A 25,462-nucleotide genomic window follows, 5' to 3' on the forward strand; every position below is an offset into this window, starting at 1 on the left:
CCAGAACCACCTGCCGTACTACAGGCTTGAGAGCCAGTACCACAGCGAAGGGCTCGACCTGTCCCGCTCGGTGCTCTGCGAGTCGATGGCGCGGTGCGCCGAGCTGTTGGAGCCGATCGCCGACCAGATCAAGAAGGAGATCCTGGTCTCACCGGTCGTCAACACGGACGACACGCCGGTGACGCTGGCGCAGTCGACGCAAGGCGGCTCGAGGCAGGCTCGGGTGTGGGCGTACCTCAACCAGCATGGCCGGCACTGGTACGACTTCACGGAGAGCCGCAAGCGAGACGGTCCGGCGCGGGTGTTCGCGGAGTTCACCGGGTTCATCCAGGCGGACGCCTACCCCGGGTACGACCAGCTGTACCTTCCCGGAGGGGCGACGGAGGTGGGGTGCTGGTTCCACGCGCGCAGAGGGTTCATCAAGGCCGAGACGACCGACCCCGTGTTGTCGAAGGAAGCGATCGACCGGATCCGGGTCCTGTTCAAGATCGATGAGGCGGCAGCTTCGCTCTCACCCGAGGACCGGGCGCGGTTCCGTCAGGAGAAGGCGGCGCCGTTGCTCGAAGAGTTCCACGCCTGGCTGGAGCTGACCCGGACGAAAGTGTTGCCGAAGGGCCCGATGGGCCAGGCGATCACGTACGCGCTGAACCAGTGGGTCGCGCTGACGGAGTATGTGAAGGACGGCCGCCTGGAGATGACGAACAACGCGGCCGAGCGCGCGGTGAAGCCCTTCGCGATCGGGAGAAAGAACTGGCTCTTCTTCCAGAGTGAAGGCGGAGGCAGGACGGCGTCGATCCTGATGAGCCTGCTCATGACGGCGAAGGCCGCCGGCGTCCACCTCGGAGACTACTTCAAGGACGTCCTGCTTCGGATCTCGGAGCCCGGCACGGACGTGAAGAGCTTGACGCCGCACGGTTGGAAGGAGGAATCCGTACACGCCCAGTGCCTGGACGACGTCACCCTGGTCGCATCTGAACTATCGCGCCGTCTGCATGAACCTGGCGGGCGCCATTGACCCCAATACGACGTTTCAGCTCTACCGCCGGCGGTCCTCAGGTCAGCCATGGGAAAAGGTGTCCCGGCGAACTCCATCCCCGGTCGTGGACCCGAACCACGCTCAGGGCTTGTGGCCCATCAGCTCGACGTTTGACTCCTCATTCTGCTACAACGGGATGTTTCACAGGCAGGCGAACTACTACGATCTCGGTCCGGACGACTTCTGCCCGGTGACTTTCGAGTACGCCGTGAGCAGCATCAGCGACCCCAACGACGTCGCGAGCGAGAGTGATCTGTCCGCATCGGTGCTCTTCCCCCCGGCTGCAGCCATACAGCCCCTCCCGGTCCCCGAGAACCTTACTTCGCCGGGCGACGGTAGGTTCACGGATCCAATGACGTACGATTCGCCTCCGGGACTGGTCCTTAGATGGGATGGATACAAGGCGGCCTGCGTCGGCGAACTCCGCGGGTACTCCGTCTTCCGAGGCGTTGTCGGGGCAACCACCGGCCTGATCGAGGTCACCGACTCTCCGACCACCACCCCGGCTGCAGCGATTGGTCGTGACGCGCTTCCGCACCTTGCGAGACCCGACGGGTTGTTTGACGCCACTTTCTACGCACAGAACGACTACGCCGTAAAGACAGTTGGCGGCGCCGGTGCCGCGTCGCGATTCTCGAATGTCATATCCGTCACCGGGAACGCCAGCCAGGGCACGTGCCTCTACTACTACCCCCTAAGTTCATATTGCTTTCACTCGAACAACGTCGAGTGCTCGATGCACGGTAATTGTACGGAATTCTCTCAGAGTTGGAATCCTCACGATCCAAACACCTATCAAGCGCCCGATCCCAATGTCGCGCCAGGTGTATCTCGCACTGGCTGGGGGGTCATTGGAATCAACGCGCCTCCGGGCGCGAACAGAGTGCATGTCTATCGCGAAACGGGGGCGGGCGCATCGTTCGTGAGGACGCTCGTTGCCGCAGCGCCCGGCGACGAGAAGTTCTATTCTATCGAAGGTTGGGGGGCTGGCCGTGGCGCCGCCGCCGGAACGACCGCGGTCCGCGCGCTCCCACACAACGCTTGCGGTGAGGCCGTGACGTACCGAGTTTCCGCCGTCGACCACCTTGGTCACGAGTCCGTGCTTTCCGCTCCGGTGCCCGGACCGGCTCCGTTCGACTGGAACGAACAGCTCGACGTCGTGATGGACGAGAACGCCCACCTCACAGTCATCTCCTGGCCGGCTGTAGGAAACTGTGGAGGACTGCGAGGGTACAACGTTTACCGCGCTGACATCCCGAATGCTGCGGACTGCTATACGTGGCAACCGACGCCGGGCCAGATATCGCTCAGGACGGCAACTCCGGTCCAGGGGACGAGTTTTTCAGAGAGCCATACTCATTCAGGGAACATCTTCAAGTACTGGGTTCGCGCTGTCGGTACTCCTGGTGACCCGAACGCGCTGTCACAGGCGACCAATCCTGTCTGCGTCGCTGACAACGGCGCGATGCTGAACTGGGGGCCCTCCGAGACGGATATGCCGGTTCGTGTGGCTCTCTCGCACCCCGCCACCGGCCAATCCTCGACAACTGCGACCTGGGTTCAAAGCCCAGAGCGGTTGGTAGGACAGGCGGCCATCAGTGTAGATGTGCTCTACTATCACACGGATCATCTTGGGTCACCTGTCCTCGTGACAGATTCGAACGGAACCGTGCTGTCGCGGCACAAGTACTTGCCCTTCGGGGAAGAAATGCAGCCAGCGGGTCTGAACACCCACAACCGGCGCTTCACGGGCCACGAGCGGGACGTAGAGTCGGGGCTCGACTATATGTTAGCGAGGTACTACAGCGCCTCGAGCGGGAGGTTCCTCAGCGTGGACCCGTTCGCGCCAAGCGCCAGTTTGAAGGATCCCCAAAGCTGGAACCGATTCTCCTATTCCGGAAACAACCCCGTTCGGTATATTGATCCACTTGGCCTGTACCAGGTCGACGGTGATCCCGCATCCGTAGCACAGTTCAACGACGAGACATCCCAAGCGATTGGATTCTCAGTATACCAAGACGACAATGGCGACATGCAGCGAGCAGCAGGTCCCCCTACACAGGACAATGCCGCCGCAACCGCGGCCTTCGATGCCGCAAGTGGCGCAGACTTTACCATTCATGTCGTCTCGACGAGTCAAGCCATTGTCGACAGATTCGGTACACAGACGGTAAACCCGAATCACATCGCGGCATTCCCGTTACAAGCACCGAAAGACGCGCCACAAGCTGTCACTCGCGGTGAAGTTGTCACACATATCCTAGGGGAATACACCTACGGGGCCAACGTAACGGGATTCTCGGGTTCGGGCGCCTACAACGAAGCACACAGCCAAGGCGGCCTTCCCGCCCAGAATGCTTGTCGAGATGCCCACGGGCAGTCACCAATAACGGGTGCCACAGGGTTCACGAAGGACGACTTCCCATTCAATTGGCTTGTTGGTTACAGCGGGTACCTTACGATGTTTACGGGAGATGGCCACAGCACAAGAATCGACGTGGTAGGACCCCACCTCTTCTCGCCCGAACGCGTCACGGTGACCAACCATTGAGATCCGTTCACTGGATGCCAGTGATGGTCCGAATTGCGTCCTATTTCATTCTCCTATCGGTCCCGTGTGCATGCGGGCCCGCGGGGCGTAGTCCGACTTCAGCCACGGCGGATGATCCCGATTTCCCGAAGGCACTGAGTTCCGCTCAGGTGGTCTTTGTGGGAATGCTGGTGGCGCGACTAGAGTCAGATTGCGCGCCAAGCGGAAGTCTCGCGCCCTCAACCCAAGGGCTCACGTTTAAGATAATCGAAGTCCTCAAGGGTAAGATGCCCGTCACCGAGGCTACGATTCACCGCGTGATTCTTGGATCCGGCTACCTCGAAGTCTACGAGCACGGCTGTTATCAACTCTCGCCACGACTCTTTCGGCGCGGCGAAAGGTTTAGAGATTTGCTGTGGCCGCGAGATGCTTGGGTGGCCGCCAAGGACGGCGGGCGACCGCAATCCTGTTAGCTCGCCCCGAACCGGAAGAATCGTCCACTTGTCCCGCGTCCAACCGGATGGGAAGGACAAAATGAAAGCCATGTCGCTCACCCTCCTCCTACTCCTCCTCCCAACCATCTCCCAGGCCTCCCCGGCGGAATGGGGTCCCCATCACCACCCACTCCCCCGCTCCCTCGCAGTCATCACCAAACACATCCTCACCGACCCCACCGGCGATCACCTCACCACGCCCGGGAACCCCATCGTCGACATCACGAGCGTCGACGCCGGAAGCGACGGCATCACGCTCTCCATGAAGGTCAATTTCAGCCCCGACACCGACATGAGCCAGGTGATCGGGTACATCGAGCTCGACACCGATCAGAATCCCGGCACAGGTCTCCCCTCGGTGGCGAACTACTACGTGCCCGGGACCACGCAGGACATCGGCGCCGACTACGTCCTGGACCTCTTCGAGTTCTCGATGGGCGGCCAGGTCGCGCTCTTCGTCGCCAACAACCCCACTCCGATAGGGACTGTCCCCGCGAAGATCACCGGACAAACGCTCGAGCTGACCGTCCCCATGGCCATGCTCCGGGGCGACGACGGAAGCATGAACCTCGGCATGGTCCTTGGAAACATCTACCAACCTACGGACGTCGCCCCCGAAGCCGGACACGCCACGATCACGGCCAGACCACCGTCCGTGAGTGGCTCCGCGACGGGGGTCACCACGCGGCGCGTGATCTGTCAGAACCTCACCACCCATGAGGAAGTGACCATCCACCTCGCCGGCGCCACCACCTGGGACTGCGAAGCCGCCGGCCTCGTCGTCCACCCCGGCGACATCATCGTCCAGAGGGTGAAGGGCACCGCGAACTGATCCGCGGCCGCCGACATCAGGGCGTCCAGTTTCGAGCGCGATCCTCTTCCAGGATCCAGAGCTGCCCGCCCAGGTCGGGTTTTTCGTCGAAGAACTCGACGATCCGATCGACCTGGCGACGCCCGGTGGGGTGCCGGAGCCGCAGCGCCACGAGCCCGTACAGTTTCTCGGGCGGGAACGCGCGGGGATCCGCGAAATCCAGATCGAATGTCACGAGGCAGCGCCCCTCGCTTCGCACGGCCGAGGCGACCTCGGAGTCCGCGCGACCGCCGAGTCCCTCTCCGCGCGCGGTCGTCACGTCGTGGCCGCGGGCGGTGAGCGCGTCCGCGACGTCGCCGTGCACATTCTCATCGAGCTTGATCTTCACGAAGAGGAAGCGAGAGGCAGAATCCTCTCCTGCGCCAGGCGCGCGCCGTACTCCAGGGCAGCGGCGATGTCTTCACGCTTCAGCGACGGGTAACCCTTGAGGAGATCCTCGACCGCGTCGCCGCCGGCAAGGGCGTCGAGAATGAGAGAGACCGGGATCCGGGTTCCCTTGATACACATCTGACCGCCGCAGACGTCAGGGTCGGAATGCAACCGCTGCATGAGGGCGTTCGCGTCCAGGTCTCTCATAGGGCATCTCCTTCGGCGCATCCGCGGCGCCGCACTGGATTCCCGTGGACGACAGTATATCAACAGCCAAACCAACCCCCCTCCCGATCTAATATGTAGTCGGCCTTTCGCCCCGGAGGTGCGGACTGCGGAACACCGAATCGACGATCATGTGGGTGCTCGAGACGCTGCGCCTCAAGAGCATCCGAAGCCAGATCCTCGTGTTCGCCCTCTTCGCGACGCTCCTGCCTTCGATCAGCATGGGATGGCTCTCGTACCGCAACAACGCCCGCGTCCTCGAGGAGAAGATCTCGAAGGACCTCACCAGCATCACCTCCCAGACCTCGCGCGAGATCGACCTCTGGCTCAAAGAGCGCCAGTACGAGATCAAGGTCTTCGCAAGCTCCTACGAGGTCGCCGAGAACCTCGCGAAGGGAAGCGCGGGGGGGCCGAGGCTCGGCGACTACCTGAAGGCCGTCAAGCAGCGCTTCGCCGACTACGACGAGCTGGCGGTCTTCGACCCGAAGGGAACCCTCGTCGCGACGACCGCCGGGACGACGGACCTCGCGCTCCCGAGCGGCTGGGAGGCCTCGCTGAAGACGACCGGCATGTCGGTGGGAGATCCCTACTGGAACGCGGCCGGGCACGTCGCCGCCTTCATCCTCGCCGAGCCTGTGGCGGAGGTGCGCGAGCGCCCGGCGGGCATCCTCGCCGCGCGCATCAATTTGCGCGGCATCGACGCGGTCCTCAGGAACCAGGCGCACTCTGCGAGCGAGCAGCTCTTCGTCACGACGCGCACCGGCATGGTCCTGAGCCGTTTCCCCGCCGTCGCCGGCGCCACGGCCGCCGCGCGGATCCCCCTGATCGAAGCGCGCACGCTCTTCTCGGGGCAGACGCCGCCCATCGAGATGGAAGGGCTCGACGGCCAGCCGTGCGTCGGCGCGCTCCAGGCGGCGGCGCGGCTGCCGTGGGGGGTCGTCGCCGCGAAGAGCCGCGCGACCGAGTACGCCGAGGTGCGGACCGTGCGGAACTGGACGATCGTGCTGACGGCGGCGATCGTCGCGGGGGTCGGCCTCGCGGCGGGGCTTCTGGGGCTCATCCTCGTGCGCCCGCTCGACCGGGTGATCAAGGGGGCCGGGAAGGTCGCGGCCGGGGATCTCGACGTGGACATCCCCGTGGCGGTCGGCGGCGAGATCGGGTATCTCACCGTCGTCTTCAACCGCATGGTCGGCAGGCTAAGGAAGGCGCGCGAGGAGATCGAGGCGACGAACCTGGCGCTCGTGGAGAAGAACCGCGAGCTGCACGAGGTGTCGATCACCGACGGCCTCACGGGGCTGAGGAATCGCAAGCACATGAACGAGACGGTCGTCTCCGAGCTGAAGCGCGCCGAGAGGCACGGGCAGCCGGTCGCCATCCTCATGATGGACATCGACCGGTTCAAGACGTACAACGACACGCGCGGCCACCAGGCGGGGGACGAGCTCCTGCGCCGCCTCGCGAAGATGCTGAAGGAGACGCTCCGCGCCACCGACTACGCGGCGCGCTACGGCGGCGAGGAGTTCCTCGTGCTGCTTCCGCAGACGCCGCCGAAGGACGCGCGCGACACGGCGGAGAAGATCCGGCGGCGCATGGAGGAGTCGAGCCTCGGCACGTACGGCGACGGTGCGGTCGCGACGATCAGCATCGGCGTCGCGACGAGCCCCGAGTGCGGCTTCGATCCGGAGAAGGTGATCCGCGAGGCCGACATGGCGCTCTACAGGGCGAAGAGGGACGGGCGGAACCGGGTCGTCACCGCCGAGACGCCGCCGGTCGCGAGCCCTACCGGCTCGTGATCAGGCTCTGGTGCACCCACCCCTGCACCCCGTCGGCCGCCGTCACGCGGATCCACTCCCCCTTGTGCGAGTAGGCGGTGACCGCCGTCCCCGCCGAGAGGGTCACGACGATGGCGGCGTCGCGATCGGGGAGCTTCCGCACGTTGCTCGACTTGGCGACCTTGACGGCCATGGGGACGGGGAACGGGGTCTCGTCGCGGCCGATGTCCACCTTCTCGCGGCCGCCGAGGCGCGTCTGCGAGTCCTGGATGCGCTCCTTCGCCTGGCTCGCGAGGTAGAGGGCGCCGCCGAAATTCTCCTTCTCGAACTCGGCCGAGCTCATCTGGACGAGCTTCCGGATCTTCTCGAGCTCGGGGTCCTGCGCGGCCCCCTCCTCCCCCTCGACCGCCTTGAGGGCGATCTCGGTCTCGGCCATCTGCGAGGCCGCCTCGGCGCGTGACTCGAGGCTCATCAGCTTCGCCTTGGCGCGCACGACCTCCTGGATCGCGTCGTCGAGCCTCCGCTGCTGGGACGACAGCCGCTCCCCGAGGCTCTTGATCTCGGCGTCCTTCTCGAGAACCGAGAGCTCGAGCTCGCGCGCGCGCCCCTCGGCCTGGGCGATCGCGGGATCGGGCCCCGCCGGCGGGGCCGGAGCGGGGGCGGGAGCGACCTCGACGGGCGGGGGCGGGACGGGCGCGGTCTCGGGGGCGCTCCGGGTGAGGCAGGCGGTCGAGAGCGCGGCGGCGACGGCGCCGAGCACAAACGCGCGACACGGGGCGTTAGAGATCTTTGAAGCCACTCGAGTGTGGAACATGCTCGCCTCAATTTCCGACGGACTAGTGGACTCTCTCAATCAACCTTTCTCAGGAACCTTGACGTGTGATGGAACTCCGTGCCCGTAGGGAACTACCACTCTGATCGTGGCATGGCCATCGTGAAGACTTTCGACCCTGATTCTGTGGGACTGGGGAAGAACTGCGTGTTCACCGGCTGGTTGGTAAGCAAGAAGTACGATCGCCACGCTGGACAGAATTGCGATGGAGTACCGGCGGGCTTGCCACCCGGCCTCGAGCTTCACTGCAAAAGGATCAACGCATCGTCCGGCAACCTTGTTCTCCACTACGACTGACCCGTTCAGGACAAGATCCGACTCGCCTCCTCCAATTTTCACGCCTTCGGCGACCACCACTCTGGCACCACGGAGGTAGTCGAGGAGCGCCTCCTGTAATTCCCTCTCGCGCAGCGATTCGGTTTTCGCAAACCTCCCGTTCTCCTCCGCGATCTTGACGAAATTGCACACTGCGAAGACGGAAGAGAGAAATGCGGCGTACGGTCCCATCGATAACCCGAACGGAAGACAACGATTCAACTCTGTCGCAAGGTACCTGCGGCGGTCCGGGCTTTCCGAATCCCAGCCACTCGGAAGCTCGATCTCCTCCGGCTTGAACGAAATGAGCCTGGATCCATGCTCTGCGATGAGCTTCGCGAATTCGGCCGAACAAATCCGGCGCGCGACGGCTTGGTCGATCCATGACTTTTGAATTCTTTCCGACAGCTTGCACACCTGATGAGCTTCCCGCTTCATCAGGAGTTCGAACTCGTCGAAGAATACGATTCGCGATGCGAGCGCCACGAGCTCCAGACTTTCTCGAGGAGCGAACACGTAGCCACACTGCTTCTGATGCTCATATGCCTGCGACCAGCGCTCAGGGTTGAAGAACAGGTTCGGAGTCTGGACATGACCCTCCGTCGTGAGCGTAAGAATGTCGCTCCCGCGAACCACGACGGTGTTCGTTGGCATGTCGACAAGGACGTGCTCATCACGCAGCTGCACGGCCTGAGGCCTCAGATCGTCGATGCTCTCTCCGAGAGCTTGCGCTTTACGGAAGATGCGATGTGCGAGCTGCGAACAGCCTTCCGGCGTCGACAACTCGGTGCGCACGCGACTCCAAATGTAGGCTCGCGTGTCCTTCTGCTCGTCATCTTCGAGCCGATCGAGACCCTGAATGAATCGAGCGGCGAATGCAAACGCTCGGAAGTAGAGCCGTCTGTTGTTCAGAGCGGAGGCCATTTCCTTCGAGCGGACGCCACCCGACTTGACGGTGACGTGCTTGAGCTCCCCACCCAGCAGTCCCAGCATCCCGTCGTCGGCAATGGACATCATCAGTTCCCGAAGACTGAACGGCTGTTCCCGTTCTTCCTCGGCCAGCAGAATCAGGCGGCGCAGCATTCCTTCCGCGGCCCGAACCTTGTGGTGGAAATACAGGCGATCGTAGAGCAGGACTCGGCTGATGATCATTTGCTCGTACGCGCTGAGGCCTGACAGTGAGAGACCGATTTCGTAGAACCGGTGGCCTGGTGTCTCTTCGGCGCGCTTTTTCAACTCCGGGTTTGGCGCGTTGTCGGTTGTAACGATGACCACTTCGAGCTTGCTGATGAGACGATTCAGATCGAGGGCAATTCCGAGTCCCGCATGATGGCTGTCTCTCGCCATGTAATCGAGCTTGTCTGCGTCGAGTGGACCGCTGACAACACCCGACAAGTATGTGGCTTTCAGGCAGGCTCGAGATCCCAGGATTCTCGACGCAATGGCGGGAGCCAAATCGGTGGGCCTCTGGATGGCGCCAAATCTGCCGTGAGTGAACACGCGATCCATCGCGGGGCTCATGACCATGAGCACGGCGAGGCACTCGGACGTCTCGATTTTCGTGCTTCCAGCAAACGAGTCCCGAAGGACCTGACTCGCGAGATCGAATTCCACCGAGAACCGAGTTCCGAGCAAGTGTTCGGTGGCGTGGCTGAATGGGCCGTGACCTACATCGTGGAGCAGAGCAGCGAGTCGTGTCGCGTTGCGATCGAAAGCCTCGACCTCCGGAACCGCAGCGTCCGGTGTCTCGCCGAAGTTTCTCCTGTGCGCCGCATTCCGGGCGAGGGCGCAGATCATCCGTTCGGCAGCTTCAACGACACCGCGCGAATGCTCAAGCCGATCGTGGCCTGCGCCTGGGTAGACGTAATGGGCCATTCCGAGTTGGCGAACGCCGCGGAGTCGTTGGAGCAGAGGGGAATCCAGGAGAGCGGTCTCCCACGGAAGTAGCTCGATGACGCCCCAAACGGGATCGTTGAACGCCTTCGGAAACCCGCGCTGGAAGGCAGCTCTATCCATCTGGGCGAGCAACGGAAGACACAACTCCACAGTCAACGCACACGCCTGTTCCCACAGGTGCGGTGCACTGGACTGGAGCTTGTCGCGAAGCGCGCCGGCCTCGATCATTCGTGGAGTGTCGCGGTCGACAGGAGTTGCTCCCCTCCGGCCAATCTCAGACTCGATGATTCCGGGGTGGTGTCGTCTCAGGACGCGAGGGCACGTCGAGCGTCCTGCGTCGTCTTGCGCAGGAGTTCCCCCCATTTCCGCGCGTCAAGTTCACCGACGCCGAGATTCCGCAAGAGCAAGAGAGCGAGGCGGTCACTAATCTGCACTTCGGTCACGGAGTAGGACGGATTCGGGGCCTTGGTCAACTCCGACCGCTGCGCCCAATCGAGAATGTCCGGCAACTCAACGCAGTGCAGTCCGATGCGTGCGTCGACGAAGTGGAGAGCGTCGCGAGCCCATTGAGGAAATGCGTCGCGCACAACCGCGTCCCGAAGTGCTCGGTCGAGAAGGCCATGACTGGTCGGAATTTCTTCGTCGTCGCCCCCCAGGCGCCAACAAGCGACAATGAGATGGGTCAGGTCGTTGATGGTTTTCACTCCTTACCTCCCATCGACCGGAAACACCGGAGCCGCCGGTCAAGGCCTACGATTCGCTGAGAGCACGCTGAACCGTCAAAGAGTCATCAAACCAGGAATTTCGAGTTTTTCGAACAGGCAAAAGTAGCACGAATGATCGCATTGTCGCAACAACATGGTGCGCCACCGGGAGCGCCGCAACAACGCGTGGGGAGGGCCATAGTCGCCATCGGGGGGCTCATGCTAGCACATCGCCTGGCAAGTCCCGCCGGCGATCTCCTCTACCGCGGCGCCTTCCTGAGCGCATCCCGGAGCTGCATGATCCCCACGTCGACGGCTCCGGCCGCCACCGCCCGGTCGAGGATCTCGAGAGCCCTGGCGGGCTGACCTCCCTGAGCGAAGGCCTGCGCGAGGTTGTACGTGACGTTGAGATCGCCGGGGCTCCGGCGCAGCGCCTCCTCGAACTTCCCGGCCGCGAGATCGAGCCTCCCCGTGCGCGCGTAGAGCCCCCCGAGGCCGTTCGGCCCGAGAGGGCTCGACGGCGACCCGGCCTCGAGCTTTTCGAAGATCCCTCGCGCCTCCTCGAGCGAGCCGGGATCCCCCTTGTCGATGAGGGCCGCCCCCAGGTTCGAGAGGATCTCGTCGTCGGCCGGGTACTTCATCGCGAGCGAGCGCGCCTCGCGGAGGGCGTCGTCCACGCGGCCGGTCTGCGCGAAGAGCGACGAGAGGTTCGCCCGTGCCTCGCGGTCCTCGGGGTTGATGCGGAGCGCCTCGTTCAGCTCCCTCTCGGCCCCGGCCGGATCCCCCGTCATCGACAGGTCGAGCCCCAGCTCGGCGTGGGCGTCCCCGTACCCCGCGGAGATCGCGAGGGCGCGGGTCTGCGAGCTCGCCGCCTCCTTCGCCTTCCCCGCCTCGCGAAGCGCGATCCCGTGGAAGCTCCACGCGCGGGCGCTCTGCGGGCAGGCCTCGATGGCCGCCGAGTAGAGCGTGAGAGGATCCCGGAACTCGGCGTTCCGGGCGTACGTGCGTCCCCCTCCGACCAGGACGAGGGCGGCGATCGCCGCGGCACCGCCCGCCGTGAGCCTCGCTCCCCGCGGCAGCGGGCCCGATGGGGAGCCGAGCGCGACGACGAGCGTGGCCGCCATCAGGCAGATGCCGAGCACCGGCAGGTAGAGGTTGCGCTCGGCGAAGATCGAGATCCCCGGAAAGAGGAGGTTCGACGTCGGGAGGAAGGTGATCAGGAAGACGATCGCGCCGAGGGCGACCCCCCGCAGCTTCCCCGACCCGCGGGCGGTGACGAACGCCGCGGCGACCAGCGCCGCGACCACCGCGAGCCCGAAAAGAACGGCGCCGTCGAGGAGGGTGCGGGAGACCGGGAGCTGGTTGAATCCGTAGTCGAGGCACAGCCGGCGCGGCAGGACGGACTGCCCGATCGCCTTGCCGGCCACGCTCGCCGACGTCAGCACGCGCTCGAGTGTGGATGCCGTGCGGAGCGGGTTGAGGAGGGGCGATCCGATCGTGCCGGCCCCCAGCACGTGGCCCAGGACGGCGAGGCGCAACCCCAGGTACGCGACGACGACCGCGGCGTACGCGCCGTACGACCTCCACCGAGGCGGCGCGCCGCGATCGGCGAGGACGTCGCCCGCGAGCGCGAGCGCCGGGAAGACGGCCGCCCCTTCCTTCGAGAGGAGCGCCAGGGCGAGCGCCGCCGCCGCGAGAGAGGTGCGGCGGCCGGCGTGCGCGATCCATGCGGCCATGACGAGAAGCGCGGCGAGGATCTCGCCGTCCCCCGAGATCCAGGCGACCGCCTCGGTGTGCACCGGATGGATCGCGAAGAGGAGGGCGCCGGCGAGAGCCGCCCCGTCGCTCGAGGTCAGGCGCTTCAGGAGGAGGAAGGCGAGGGCCGACGCGAGCGCGTGGAGGACGATGTTGACGGCGTGGAACGGCATCGCCCTCCCACCGCCGGCTGCGTAGACGAGGGTCGTCATCGTCGCGGTGAGAGGGCGGTACAGAGGGTTGTGCCCCTCCCCTCCTCCCCAGAAATCGCTCGTGAACAGGGACGGAATCCCGGCGACGGAGTGCACGCGCGGGTTGTCGCGGATCTCGACGATGTCGTCGTAGACGAACGGCCCGGGAAGGGCGTTCGAGTAGACCGCGAGGGCCACGAGGGCGACGGCAAGGGGTGCGAACCGCCGGAGCGAGGGGGCGGCGCGGGGGGCACTCGCCGCCGCCGGGGGACGGCGCCCTATGGCTGCACCGCGGTCTGCACGATCTGGCTCGCGGTCTTGCGCTTCGGATTCGACTTGGGGAGTGTGAGGTCCTGCCCCGTCACCTTGATGTAGAGGGCGGGCGCGGCCGGGTTGGCCGCGAGGGCTTTCTTGCAGGCCCCCGTCCACTGCTTCACGGTGGGCTTGTACGCGAGGAGGCTCGACGCGGCGGTGCCGCTCGTGACGAACGATCCCTTGGTGAAGGCGGGCTTCGAGCCGACGTAGACGCGGAATTTCGCGTAGTTCCCCGGGGTCCACTGGATCGTGGGGGCGGTGGCCGGATCCGACGGCGCGTGGCAGTCCAGGGTCGCCGCCGGGATCGGCGACGTCACGAGGATGTCCTGCGCGTCGCAGACGCCGTCGTTGTCGATGTCGCCGGACGTCGGGCACGGATCGCAGGCGTCGCCGATGCCGTCCGCGTCGCCGTCCGCCTGGCCCGGGTTCGGAACGGCCGGGCAGTTGTCGCACGCGTCGCCGACGGCGTCTCCGTCCGCGTCCGCCTGCGCCGGGTTGTAGACGGTCACGCAGTCGTCGGCGGCGTTTCAGAGGCCGTCGTTGTCCGAGTCCACGCAGAACCTCTGCGCGAAGACCCCGGCCTTGTCACCGTCCTGGCCGAAGCTGTTCCAGACGATGACGAAGTTCCCGTTCGCCGCCATCGAGACCCGCGACTGGAGCTGATCTCCGGTGGTGTGCGCGTTCGCGCGCGTCTCGGCGGGATCGATGGGCGCGCCCCCGGAGTTGAAGGGCCTCACGAAGACCCCGTACCCCTGGCCGTCCTCGAGATCCCCCTGCCACGACACGACGAACTCTCCTGTCGTCGCCACGGCGATCGAGGGGGCCGACTGGGCGCCCGAGGTGTAGCTGTTCACCTGGAGATCGGCGGGATCGAGCGGCACCCCTGCGCTGTCGAAGCGGCGCGCGAAGATCCCGTAGCTCGATCCGTCCTGGGCGTAGCTCGCCCACGCGACGACGAACCCTCCGCCGGGGCGGGCCGCGACGGCCGGGAGCTTCTGGTCCTGCGTCGTGTAGGCGTTCGCCTGCAGATCGTTCGGATCGAGGGGGGACCCCGCGGAGTCGAAGCGTCTCGCGAAGGCCCCCTGGTAGTAGCCGTCCTGGTAGTAGCTGTTCCACGCCACGACGAAGTCGCCCCCCGCCGCGACGGAGAGCGAGGGCTGGATCTGACGGTACTGCGCGTACGCGTTGACCTGAAAATCAGAGGCGTCGAGGGGGTTCCCGGTGCTGTCGAACCGCCGCGCGAAGATCCCGTATCCCGAGCCGTCCTGCCCGCGGCTGACCCACGAGACGACGAAGTCGCCGTTCCCCGCCGCCCCCGCGACGGAGCTTCGCTGGAGGCCGGTCGTGTACGTGTTGACGAGGACATCGGCGCCGTCGAGGGGCTGCCCCGCGCTGGTGAAGCGACGGGCGAAGACGCCGTACCCCGATCCGTCCTGCGCGTAGCTCGTCCAGGTGACGACGAAATCGCCGCTCGGCGCCACGCCGATCGACGGATCGTACTGCTGGAAGGAGGTGGTCGAGTTCACGCGGAACTCGGCGGGGTCGAGGGGCTGTCCCGCGCTGTCGAAGCGCCGCGCGAAGACGCCGTACCCCGATCCGTCCTGCCCGAAGCTCTGCCACACCACGACGAACCCGCCTCCCGCCGCACTGCCGAGGGAGGGGGCCGACTGGTTGCCTGTCGTGTAAGTGTTCACCTGGAACTCGCCGCCGAGCTTCCGGACACTCGCACCGGCTCCGCCGGTGATCGCGAGACAGATCCCGACAACGACGACCCACGCCCGCACTCGTCTCAACGCGCACCCCCGGGGATACTCCACGAGGGGATTGTGGCATCCCGCGGCACGCCGGGCAACGAGAGCGGCGTCTCCCGGACGGCGCAGATCGCCCCCGAGGCCGCCGCGCGGCGCGGTATCCTGACGTCGGGAGCTGAGGTCCGCTGACATGGGTCACCTTCGAGAGAAGTACACCGCCGAGTACTACCTCCACCGCGACCGCGACGGCCGCCCCACGGGCTACGGCGTCGACGGCCTCGACGAGTTCCTCGCGGGGCGGGTGCGCGAGGCCGACCTCGACATCCTCGAGCGGATCGACTTCCGCGGGAGGCGCGTCCTCGACATCGGCTGCGGCCGGGGCGAGGCGCTCCGCCACGCCGCCGGGCACGGAGCCGCGGAGGCGTGCGGCGTCGATTTCTCGGACGCGGCGGTGGCGATCGCGCGCGAACATCTGGCCTCGGCGGGCCTCGCCGCGGAGATTCACTGCGCCGACGCGCTGGACCTTCTCCGCCGCTGGAAGGACGAGGGACGGGTCGGGCGCTTCGACGTCGTCCTCATGCTCGACTGCGTCGAGCACATCCCGCGCGCGGAGCTGACGGCGCTCCTCCTCGCCCTCCGCCCGCAGATGGCCCCTCGCGGGATCCTCGCCGTGAACACGCCGGCCTTCGGCGCCGACAACGACGTCGTCGCCGACGGGCTCGACCCCGACGCGCGCGACGACAGCGACGATTTCGCGGAGACGGCCGGGATGCACTGCAACCGCTACACCTGCCGCTCGCTCAAGTCGTACCTGCGACGCCTGGGATTTCCCGCGCTGTCGCACCATCTCTTCGCGGCGCACTGGGCGCCCCCCAGGTGGCGGCAGGCGACGCCGTGGGCCGTGAGGCGCGCGGCCAAGATCGGGCACCCCCTCGTCCTCCCGCGCGCGCTCGCCCCCGAGACGTACAGCGGGCCGATGCACCAGCCGTGGCGGCACCATCCCGCCCTCGCGCCGCTCCGGCGCCTGAAACGGCGGCTGGCCGCGAGGCTGTGATAATCTCGCCGAAGCTCCGTTTGCTTCTCGACAGCCATCCCCGAAGACCCGCGCCGCATGGATCCTGAAGCGCTCGCGACATCGGCACTCCTCGCCCTGGGGCTCCTTCCGATCCTCGCCCTCGGGCTTCGGGCCCGCTCGCGCGGCGCGAAGCGCCTCGCCATCGCCGCGTGGCTCGCGGCGCCTCTGGCCGTCCTCGCCCTCGCCGGCTGGTACCGCCCGGTGAGAGTCCCCGAGGCGGAGATCGCGGAGCGCCCCATCCGCGTGCCGGAGGCGGGGTACGCGACCTCCGACACCTGTCGCGACTGCCACCCCCGGCCGTACGCGACGTGGCGCCGCTCGTACCATCGGACCATGACGCAGACGCCGGGCCCCGAGTCCGTCCGCGCTCCCGTCGACGGTTCCGAGACCGAGATCGACGGCCATCGCTTCAGCCTGAAGCGGCGCGACGGCGGGTACTTCATGACCTCGGAGGACCCCGGGGGAACCGGCGGGAGCGTCGAGCGCCAGGTCGTCCTCACGACCGGCTCCCATCACCAGCAGGCCTACTGGTTTCCCGCGGGGAACGGGCGCAAGATCTCCGTCTTCCATTACTTCTACCAGATCGAGGAGAGCCGCTGGCTCAGCGTCGACTCGGCCTTCCTCTCCCCTCCGGGGATGCCGCAGTTCACCCTGGGGGGGGGCGAGTGGAACTTCACCTGCAACCGCTGCCACGCGACGCGATCGAAGCCGAGGCTCGAGGAGTCGGGGGCGGCCGACACCCACGTCCTCGAGTTCGGTATCTCGTGCGAGTCGTGCCACGGCGCCGGCGCCGCGCACGTGGCGGCGAATCAGGACCCGCGGAGACGTTACGCGCTCCACGCGGAGGGGAAGCGCGATGCGACGATCGTGAACCCCGCCGCCCTCGAGCCGCGTCTCGCCTCACAGGTCTGCGGACAATGCCACGGCGTCTTCTTCGACAAGGACGAGAACGCGCTCCTCAAGTGGGCCGAGGAGGGGCTCTCGTACAGGCCCGGGGACGAGCTGACCGACTCCCGGGCGATCGTCCGCTACAGCCTGGGCCCCCGGGATCCGACCGTCGCCGCGATCCTCGCGCGCGAGCCGATGGCGATGCGCAACAAGTTCTGGAGTGACGGGATGGTCCGCATCTCGGGGCGCGAGTACAACGGCCTCCTCGAATCGCCGTGCTACCGCGTGGAGAGCGCGACGCGGGCGCGCATGACGTGCATGTCGTGCCACCGGCTCCACAAGGCCGACGACGACCCGCGCTCGCTCGACACGTGGGCCGACGACCAGCTCAACGCGAGCGTCGAGGGGGACGCGAACTGCGTGCAGTGCCATCACGAGTACGACGCGGACGCCGCCCGGGCCTCCCACGCGCACCACAAGCCCGAATCGACGGGGACACGGTGCGTGAACTGTCACATGCCGCACACGACGTACGGCCTGCTGAAGGCGGAGCGCAGCCACACGATCGACAGCCCCGACGTGAAGACGGCGCTCGAGACGGGACGCCCGAACGCCTGCAACCTGTGCCACCTCGACCGAACGCTCGCATGGACGGCGAAGTACCTGAAGGAGTGGTACCGGAAGGAGAGCCCGCCGCTCGACGAGGACGAGTCGACGATCGCCGCCGCCGTGCTCTGGGCCCTCAAGGGGGACGCCGGGCAGCGGGCCCTCGCCGCGTGGCACATGGGGTGGCCGCCGGCGCTCGAGGCCTCGGGATCGGAGTGGACCCCCCCCTATCTCTCGCAGCTCCTGGGCGACGACTACGGCGCGGTGCGCCTGACGGCGTACCGCGCGATCCGCACGCAACCCGACTACACCGATCTCAAGTATGATTTCCTCGCCCCGCGCGCCTCGAGAGCCGAGGCGGCGCGGCACGTCTACGCCATCTGGGTGGGGCGCCGGCGCGCCGGCGACGGGCAGGACCGGCGGCCGCTCCTGCTGGACGGCGCGGAAAAGCTGAACACGGATCTCGTCCGGAGGCTCCTCTCCCAGCGCGACACCCGTCCCCTCTACCTCAACGAGTGACGATCCCGGCCGATGCCTGACGAAACCTCGCACGATTCGAACGACGGCGCGCTCGCGGCTCTCTCTGGCCGCCACGTGCGCGCCGGCTGGGCGATGCTCGCGGTCTACCTGACGCTCGGCGCCTTCCTCGAGGCGCTCCACGGCTTCAAGGTCGGCTGGTACCTCAACGTCTCGAACGAGACGCGCCGGCTGATGCTGACGCTCGCCCACGCGCACGGCGATCTCGTGGGCGCCGTCAACATCCTCTACGCCTTCACGCTGGCCCGCGAGCGCGCGGCCGCGCGCTGGCAGACGGTCGCGTCCGCGCTCCTCCTCGCGGGGAGCCTCCTCCTCCCTCTCGGCTTCCTCTTTGGCGGCCTCGTCGTCTACGGCGGAGATCCCGGCGTCGGAGTCCTTCTCGTCCCGCCCGGCGCCGCCCTCCTCATCGCCGCCGTCGGCCTCATCGCGTGGAAGACCGGAGGGCGGTCGAGCGCACCTGCCGAGGCGCCGGAGATCGCCCCCCCACCGACCGACGACCCGCCGCGCAGGAAGCGCCCCCAAAAGCGCACCTGACGATTCCCTCCCCCTCACGCGGGGTGGTGGTCCACATGGCGGCGTGGGGGCTTGTGAGACGAGCCCACGAGCGCCGCGAGCCGGCGAGCGGCAGGCTGCGAGATTCGGCCGCCGCAGTTTGCGGCCGAAGGGTACCCGGTGGGCGAGCGAACAGAGGCCGAGCGCGATTACTTCACGCGCGCAGCGCCGTCCCCCACGCCGCCATGTGGGCCACCACCCCCTCCCTTCGCCTTGACGCCGCCGGTTCCGTCCCTAGATTCGCCCTCCCCATGCGCGTTCGGCGCGGTGCGCCGGAAGCGGAGCCAAAAGGAGAGCCGATGAGACGGACAATCCCGACATTGACGACAATCGTCCTGGCCAGCTGCCTTCCCGCCCTGGCGCAGGCCCCGCGCCCCGGGGTCGACGCCGCTCAGAAGAAGAGCGTGGTGACCGCCGACAGGACCGCGCACCGCGACGACTTGCGCGATGTCGCGACGCTCACGGCGCTCGCGAAGCGACACGACGCCGCGCGGGCCGCGAAGGACAAGAGGGCGCTCCGCCTGGTGCGCGTCGACATCCGGAGCGCGGCCATGAAGGAGCTGCAGGAAGCGCAGATCGAGGCGGCCACGAGCACCGGAACGGTGGTGACGACCGCCGCCGCGGTGAGCACCGGGCCGGTCGTGAGGAACGCCGCCGCCGGCCCCGCCACCGGAGGCCGCAAGACCGTCAAGACCGCGTCCGTGAGCGGTCCCGTCCCCGACGAGGAAGCGGCCCCGCGCAGCGAGAAGGCGGACCGGGTGGACGACGCGCGAGACCCGGCGACGCACGATCGCATCCAGACCCGACGGCTCGAGATCGCGAACGACCTCCGCAACATGCCGGTGGCGACGAGCGACGCCCAGAACACCCACGAGCGCGGGCTTCTCACCGAGCTGATCGCTCTCGCGAAGGCGGATATCCCGAGCGACGCGCACGAGACCCGCGGCGGGAAATAGTCTCCCGGTGGCCGTCGGCCCTAGGGCACGACGTCGAGGTCGACGGCCCCCCCGAAGACTTGCCGTGACGGATCGCGCTTCGAGAGGGCGCGATCGACTCCGAAGACCCTGACGTACAGCTTCGGAGCGCCCGGATCGGCGGCCACCGCCGACGCGCACGCCCTCCGCCACTTCCTGGCCGTCGGGGCCCACGAGGTCGTCTTGAGGAGCGCACTCCCGCTGTCGAGGACCGCGCCGGCCGCGAACCCCGGATCCCACGAGACGTACACCTTGAAGGCGTCGTAGCCGTCGCCGTCCCAGGCGAACGTCGGGCGGCTGATCGCCGGGCTCGCGCAGTCGACGCGGGCGCCGGGAGCATGGCTCGTCAGCGCCGGCGATCTCTCGAAGAAGCGACGGGCGAAGGCCCCGGTGAGGGACCCATCCTCGGAGTCGCCCGTCCACGTCGCGATGAAGCTGCTCGAGCCGTCGAAGGCCAGAGACGGTCCCGACTGATCGGTGATCGTGAAGGTGTTGACGAGGAACTCGTCCGACGCGGGGGCCCCGGCGCCGTCGAACCGGCGCGCGAGAACCCCGAGCCCCGAGCCGTCCCGCCCGGGCGAATCCCACGCCACCACGAACCCGCCCGCCGCGTCGGCGCCGACCACGGGGCGTCGCTGCGATCCGGTGGTGAACGCATTGACCTGGATCTCGCCGCCGGCGGGGAGGCCCGCGCTCGAGAAGGCGCGGGCGACGACGCCGTCCGCGTCGCCGTCCTGCCCCGCGCTCTTCCACGCGACGACGAAGCCCCCCGACGGGTCCATCGAGACCGATGAGGCGTACTGCCCGAGGGACGTGGTGGTGTTGACCGCGAACTCCGCGCCGGCGGGAGCTCCGTCGCTGTCGAAGAGGCGGCCGAAGACCCCCGAGCCCGATCCATCCTCGCCGACGGAGCTCCACACCACCACGAAGCGGCCGGCGTCGTCCATCGCGATCTTCGGGGCTTCCTGCGCACCCGTGGTGAACTCGTTGACGGGAAACTCCGGGCCGAGCGTTCCGCCGAAGCGATCGAACCGGTGCCCCACGATCCCCGTTCCCGATCCGTCCCGACCCGCCGACTGCCACACCACGACGAACCGGCCCTGCGCGTCCTTCGCCACCGACGGGGCGAGCTGATCCCCGGTCGTGAAAATGTTCACGGAGAACTCGGCGCCGATGGGATCGCCCCGCATGTCGAAGCTCCGACCGAAGAGGCCGAATCCCGATCCGTCCTGGCCGGCGCTCTCCCAGACCACGACGAAGTTTCCGTCGGCGTCCAGCGCGATCGAGGGACGCGCCTGCGCGCCCGTGGTGTACGCGTTGGCGAGGATCTCCCCGCCCGAGAAACCGCCGACCCGGTTGAAGACGCGGGTGAAGACCCCGAGGCCGGAGCCGTCCTGCTGGAGGCTCGTCCAGGCGATGACGAAGGCGCCGTTCCCGCTCGAGGCGAGGACGGGCTCCCGCTGCGCATCGAACGTCGTCGAGTTCACCTGGAACTCCCCGCCCCTGGCGAGGACGGCGGCATCCCCCGTCGCGACCCCGGACAGGGGCGCGGCGAGGGCGGTCCAGAGGAGGAACGAGGGGGCGCGGCGCATCATCGTGGACCCTCGAAGGGGTGGACCCTTGAAGGGGTGGGCCCTTCGGCGGGTCCCCAAGAGTGGCGGTTGCCCGCGCACCCGTCAAGGGACAAGATGGGACCGCGTGAAGAATGCCGAGCCCCGTCACCCGTCGAGAGCGCGCGCTGCGATCCGCCTCCTCGCCATCAACCTCGCGCTCGTCGCGGGGACCCTCGCCGGCGCCGAGCTGGTGCTCCGGGCGCGCGCCGTGCCGTCGTCGGTGAGGTACAGCGTCTACCCCGTGAACCAGATCGTCACGGTGACGGTCGATCCGAACGTCACCCCCGGCGTGGTCGACGACGCGCTCTTCGAGATCAACGCCGTGGGGACCCGGGGGCCGCTTCCCTCTCCCGCGGATCGGATCCGCATCGTGACGATCGGCGGGAGCACGACGGAGTGCTTCGTGCTGTCGCTCGAGGAGTCGTGGCCCGACCTCCTCGGACGCACCCTCTCGCGCGCCTCGGGAGCGAAGGTCTGGGTCGGCAACATCGCGCGCGCGGGGCGCACCTCGCGGCAGCACTACTTCGACGCGAGGTACGTCGTCCCCCAGCTCGGGAAGGTGGACTTCGCGATCCTTCTCGTGGGGGTGAACGACCTCTTCAACCGGATGATCCAGGGACGCGGCTTCGACGCCGCGGACGTCGAGGCGCTCGACGCCGGCGGGGCGTACGTCCGCGAGGCGCTGCAAGTCGACGACACGCACGAGTCCGGATGGCGGAGCCTGCAGCTCGTCGCGCGCGGGAGGCGCCTCCTCGAGGCGGCGAGGCTCCTCAGCCCGGCGGCGCGGCAGGTGCAGCGCCTTCTCAGTCACACTCTCCCCGAATATTACGTGACGAGCCGCGAGGAGCGGGCCGAGCGGGGAGAGACGCTCGACCTCTTCCCGCCGATGGAGGCGCCGCTCGCCGAGTTCGAGCGGAACATGGCGGCGATCGTGAAGCTCCTCGAGGGCCGCGGGACGAGGCCCGTCCTCGTGACGCAGCCCGCTCTCTGGCGGCCGGATCTGAGCGAGCGCGAGACGGCGCTCTTGTGGCTCGGCTCGGCCGACGGCTGGCCGCCGCGGCGCCCCGGCGGCCCGTACTACTCGGTCCGCGCGATGTCGCAGATGCTCGGGATGTACAACGACGCGCTGCGGAGGCTCGCCGCGCGGGACGGGATCGAGCTCGTGGACCTCGCGAAGCTCGTCCCGTCCGACCTCATGACCTTCTACGACGACGTCCACTTCAACGAGAGCGGCTCGCGCCGCGTCGCCGACGCGATCGCGCGGCACTTCGAGGAGCGGGGGCTGGTCACGGCGTCACGCTGACGAGCTCCGTCCGGTCGCCCGACACGAGATCGATCTCCAGGACGAAGCCGATCCCGGGGGCGTAGAACTTGTGCTCGTTGGCGTCCGGCTCGAGCGGCGAGAACTCGTGCGTCTCGAGCAGTCCGGTGAAGGTGCCGTAGGGCACGGTCGCCGTCGCGGCGAGGCCGACCACCTCCGCGAGATCCTCGGCGGTCCCCAGCTCGAACTCCTGCCGGTACAGATCTCCGATCTTGGAAGCGGTCCTCATGACGATGCCGGGGAAGGCGCCGTCGACGCCGGCCTCCCACGAGCCCTCGAGGCTCACCGCGAGCCCGCCCGCGAGCTCCTTGGAGTTCTCGCCGAAGTACCAGACGTTGCCCGCCCTGTCCTCGGCGAACCAGTCGAGCGTGTCCTCGGACAGCTCGCCGTTCAGCGAGACGGTGTCGTGCACCTCGACGCAGGTCACGCCGAGGATGAGGCGTGTGTTGGAGGTCACCTCGACGACGTTGCGCTCGAGCCCGGCGGCCGTCCGCGTCTCATACACGTACGTCGTCCCCGGGCTCATGGGCAGGAGCGGGTTGTCGATCGGTCCGCCGAAGTCCTTCGGGTCGATCGCGGGGGCGTACGGACCCCCTCCCAGCCGGTTGCACACGTCGAGTCGCGCGTCGAGCTGCTCGCCGCAGTCGCCGAACGCGCTCTTTCTCTCATCGGTCGCCGCCGCCATACAATCCCGGACCGCCCTCGGGACCGGAAGATTGAGGCACTTGCCGCGCGCGAGGGCGAACCCGCTCTGCGCTCCCGCCTGACACGAAACCAACATGGATCGCGCGCCGGCGAGGCAGGCGTCCGATCCGGCCAGCGCCGCCGGGGCGCCCGCCATGATCAGACCGAACGCGACGATCGTCGTACTTCCCGCAACGAATCGATTCATCTTCGACCTCCTTTCAAGGAGTCAATCGAACCACCCCCACGGTACGCGAGGCGCCTGAACGGTCCCTGAACGGGATTCGAGGCCGCCGGGCCGTTCAGGATTCGTTCAGCGGCCGGGTCTACACTCGCCGGGTCCGAGACTCCGATGTTCGATCGACGTGATGAAAGGCAGGTGGACATTGAAGACCCCATGGGCCCATCGCATCCCACTCGCCGCGTGGCTCGTCGTCGCGGCGTTCACCGGCGCTCCGGGCGCCGCCGAAAAGCCGGCCTGGACCGATCACTTCGATCTGTCGACGTGCACCTGGACGTCGCGCGGACGGACGGACTTCTTCGTCCTGGAGCCCGGCTACCGGGCGACCCTCGAAGGGCGTGAGGGGAAGTCGCTGACGCACGTCGAGAACACCGTTCTCGACGAGACGCAGGTCCTGAACGGCATCGAGACGCGCATCGTCGAGGAGCGCGAGAGCCTTGACGGCGCCCTCGTCGAGGTCTCGAGGAATTTTTACGCCCTCTGCGGTCCGTCGAACGACGTCTACTACTTCGGCGAAGACGTCGACATCTACAAGGATGGAAAGATCTCCGGGCATGAGGGCGGGTGGCGGGCCTTCGCGTCGGGCGCGAAGCCGGGCCTCTTCCTCCCCTCCCGCCCTCTTCTCGGATCGCGCTTCTACCAGGAGCTCGCGCCGGGGGTCGCGATGGATCGCGTGGAGATCGTCGGCGACAGCGATTCCGTGAAGACCCCCGCGGGGTCGTTCGAGAACTGCGTCAAGACAGAGGAGACGAACCCCCTCGAGAACGGCGCCAGGGAGTACAAGCTGTACGCGCGCGGGGTCGGCCTCGTGAAGGACGAGGATCTCGTCCTCGTCAAGTACGGGTTCATCTCGAAGGTCCCGTGAGCCCGCGGAAGGGGTTGGCGCTCCTGCTCTGCCTGGGTTTCCTGGCGGGCTCCCAGGCGCTCGCCCAGAGCCGCACGACCTCGCGACTGGTCGTGCGGGTCTCGGACGACGAGAGCGAGGCCCCGCTCGCGGGAGCCGCCCTTCGCCTCGAGAGCGCCGCCCTGATCGGGGGCCCGCAGACCTGCTCGACGGACGCGAAGGGAAGGTGCCGCTTCGCCGAGATCCCGAACGGGATCTACTCGCTGACGGTCGTCCTCGGCGGCTACCGCTCCGTGCGCGTCGAGCAGATCGCGCTGGTCGTCGGGATGAGCACCGAGCGGGCCGTCGAGATGACGCGCTTCGCCGGGGAGGAGATGGTGCTCGTGACGGCGGAGCCCATCGTGATGGACCCCGGCAGCTCAGCCGCGAGCACCACGCTCCCCCGCGAGATCCTGAAGAACATCCCCACCGATCGCGACACCTCGCACATCCTCGACCTCGCCCCGGGGATCAACATCGAGTCGGCGTACGGCGGCGCCGAGGAGTCGGGGATCGCCTACCAGGTCGACGGCGTCGACATCTCCGATCCCGAGGGGGGAGCCCCCTGGTCGTTCTTCAACTACAGCCTCTTCGACGAGGCCGAGCTGGTGGGCCTCGGCGCCCCCGCGGAGTACGGCGAGTTCACGGGCGTCGTCTTCAACAGCGTCACGAAGTCGGGGGGAAACGACGCGAAAGGGGAGGCCGAGCTCATCTACACCGGCAGGAGCCTGACCGGACGAAACTCGAATGACCCCGATTTCGCGTCGACGATCCAGCTCCACGCCGAGGAGCTCGTGGAGGCGGGGGGGCCGATCCGGAAGGACAGGCTCTGGTACTTCCTCTCGGCGCAGTACGCACGCGATCTCTCGAGCGAGGGGGGCCCGACCCAGGCCGAGACCGACCCGCGCGTCTTCGGAAAACTCTCGTGGCAGGCGAGCCCGAAGAGCACCGTCCAGGCGTGGCTCGAGTGGGCGCACACTAAGGTCACGGGAAGCAACGGCGACGCCTTCACCCCCCTTGCGGCCACCACGG

The 25,462-nt window shown here is 67.4% G+C and carries 19 protein-coding genes and 1 pseudogene; 11 read left to right on the forward strand and 9 right to left on the reverse strand.

Annotated elements, in window-relative coordinates:
• From HY049_10085 to HY049_10095, 3 genes are all read left to right on the forward strand, one after another.
• A partial coding sequence (locus tag HY049_10085) for an IS66 family transposase (GenBank protein MBI3449250.1) occupies positions 1-1,015 on the forward strand: 1,015 nt, incomplete at its 5' end.
• Complete coding sequence (locus tag HY049_10090) at positions 993-3,587, forward strand: hypothetical protein (GenBank protein MBI3449251.1); 2,595 nt, start codon at positions 993-995, stop codon at positions 3,585-3,587. The genes HY049_10085 and HY049_10090, both read left to right, overlap by 23 nt.
• A gap of 513 nt (positions 3,588-4,100) precedes the next feature.
• The gene (locus tag HY049_10095; protein ID MBI3449252.1) at positions 4,101-4,892 is read left to right on the forward strand and encodes a hypothetical protein; all 792 of its coding nucleotides are present in this window, start codon (positions 4,101-4,103) and stop codon (positions 4,890-4,892) included.
• A gap of 16 nt (positions 4,893-4,908) precedes the next feature.
• Here HY049_10095 and HY049_10100 read toward each other — a convergent pair whose 3' ends face one another.
• Together HY049_10100 and HY049_10105 are read right to left on the reverse strand one after the other, a co-directional pair.
• Complete coding sequence (locus tag HY049_10100; protein MBI3449253.1) at positions 4,909-5,259, reverse strand: DUF5615 family PIN-like protein; 351 nt, start codon at positions 5,257-5,259, stop codon at positions 4,909-4,911.
• Complete coding sequence (locus HY049_10105; protein ID MBI3449254.1) at positions 5,256-5,507, reverse strand: DUF433 domain-containing protein; 252 nt, start codon at positions 5,505-5,507, stop codon at positions 5,256-5,258. The genes HY049_10100 and HY049_10105 overlap by 4 nt, the downstream gene beginning before the upstream one ends.
• Before the next feature lie 149 nt (positions 5,508-5,656).
• On the opposite strand from HY049_10105, the gene HY049_10110 reads away from it, so the two are divergent.
• Positions 5,657-7,318: a diguanylate cyclase gene (locus HY049_10110; protein ID MBI3449255.1), complete on the forward strand. Its 1,662-nt coding sequence runs from the start codon at positions 5,657-5,659 to the stop codon at positions 7,316-7,318.
• On the opposite strand, the gene HY049_10115 is transcribed toward HY049_10110, so the two are convergent.
• From HY049_10115 to HY049_10135, 5 genes and pseudogenes are all read right to left on the reverse strand, one after another.
• Positions 7,305-8,057, reverse strand: coding sequence for an SH3 domain-containing protein (locus HY049_10115; GenBank protein MBI3449256.1), 753 nt, complete (start codon positions 8,055-8,057; stop codon positions 7,305-7,307). The genes HY049_10110 and HY049_10115 overlap by 14 nt on opposite strands.
• A gap of 93 nt (positions 8,058-8,150) precedes the next feature.
• Entirely contained in the window at positions 8,151-10,568 is a 2,418-nt protein-coding gene (locus HY049_10120) for an HD domain-containing protein (protein MBI3449257.1), read from the reverse strand.
• Between the two features lie 77 nt (positions 10,569-10,645).
• A complete protein-coding gene (locus tag HY049_10125; GenBank protein ID MBI3449258.1) occupies positions 10,646-11,044 on the reverse strand; it encodes a hypothetical protein in 399 nt (132 codons plus the stop codon).
• 260 nt (positions 11,045-11,304) lie between these two features.
• Positions 11,305-13,188 carry a tetratricopeptide repeat protein gene (locus tag HY049_10130; protein ID MBI3449259.1) on the reverse strand — a complete coding sequence of 628 codons (1,884 nt, stop codon included), beginning with the start codon at positions 13,186-13,188 and terminating at the stop codon, positions 11,305-11,307.
• Between the two features lie 80 nt (positions 13,189-13,268).
• A pseudogene (locus HY049_10135) lies at positions 13,269-15,248 on the reverse strand (thrombospondin type 3 repeat-containing protein).
• Here HY049_10135 and HY049_10140 point away from each other — a divergent pair.
• The 4 genes from HY049_10140 to HY049_10155 all read left to right on the forward strand — a co-directional run bounded on the left by HY049_10140 (position 15,247) and on the right by HY049_10155 (position 19,670).
• On the forward strand, positions 15,247-16,110 hold the full coding sequence (locus HY049_10140) for a class I SAM-dependent methyltransferase (GenBank protein MBI3449260.1): 864 nt from the start codon (positions 15,247-15,249) through the stop codon (positions 16,108-16,110). The pseudogene HY049_10135 and the gene HY049_10140 sit on opposite strands and share 2 nt — an antisense overlap.
• Positions 16,111-16,167: 57 nt before the next feature.
• Complete coding sequence (locus tag HY049_10145; GenBank protein MBI3449261.1) at positions 16,168-18,144, forward strand: C cytochrome precursor; 1,977 nt, start codon at positions 16,168-16,170, stop codon at positions 18,142-18,144.
• 12 nt (positions 18,145-18,156) lie between these two features.
• Entirely contained in the window at positions 18,157-18,696 is a 540-nt protein-coding gene (locus HY049_10150) for a hypothetical protein (protein ID MBI3449262.1), read from the forward strand.
• A 317-nt stretch (positions 18,697-19,013) separates the two neighbouring features.
• A complete protein-coding gene (locus HY049_10155; GenBank protein MBI3449263.1) occupies positions 19,014-19,670 on the forward strand; it encodes a hypothetical protein in 657 nt (218 codons plus the stop codon).
• Between the two features lie 20 nt (positions 19,671-19,690).
• On the opposite strand, the gene HY049_10160 is transcribed toward HY049_10155, so the two are convergent.
• On the reverse strand, positions 19,691-21,283 hold the full coding sequence (locus HY049_10160) for a hypothetical protein (protein MBI3449264.1): 1,593 nt from the start codon (positions 21,281-21,283) through the stop codon (positions 19,691-19,693).
• Between the two features lie 103 nt (positions 21,284-21,386).
• On the opposite strand from HY049_10160, the gene HY049_10165 reads away from it, so the two are divergent.
• Complete coding sequence (locus HY049_10165; GenBank protein ID MBI3449265.1) at positions 21,387-22,604, forward strand: SGNH/GDSL hydrolase family protein; 1,218 nt, start codon at positions 21,387-21,389, stop codon at positions 22,602-22,604.
• Here HY049_10165 and HY049_10170 read toward each other — a convergent pair.
• Positions 22,588-23,514, reverse strand: coding sequence for a hypothetical protein (locus HY049_10170; protein ID MBI3449266.1), 927 nt, complete (start codon positions 23,512-23,514; stop codon positions 22,588-22,590). The genes HY049_10165 and HY049_10170 overlap by 17 nt on opposite strands.
• A 157-nt stretch (positions 23,515-23,671) precedes the next feature.
• On the opposite strand from HY049_10170, the gene HY049_10175 reads away from it, so the two are divergent.
• Together HY049_10175 and HY049_10180 are read left to right on the forward strand one after the other, a co-directional pair.
• A complete protein-coding gene (locus HY049_10175) occupies positions 23,672-24,412 on the forward strand; it encodes a hypothetical protein (GenBank protein ID MBI3449267.1) in 741 nt (246 codons plus the stop codon).
• Positions 24,409-25,462 (forward strand): TonB-dependent receptor (locus HY049_10180; protein MBI3449268.1); only part of this gene is annotated, 1,054 nt, incomplete at its 3' end. The genes HY049_10175 and HY049_10180, both read left to right, overlap by 4 nt.

Source organism: Acidobacteriota bacterium (genome assembly GCA_016195325.1).
Taxonomy (GTDB): Bacteria; Acidobacteriota; Polarisedimenticolia; order JACPZX01; family JACPZX01; genus JACPZX01.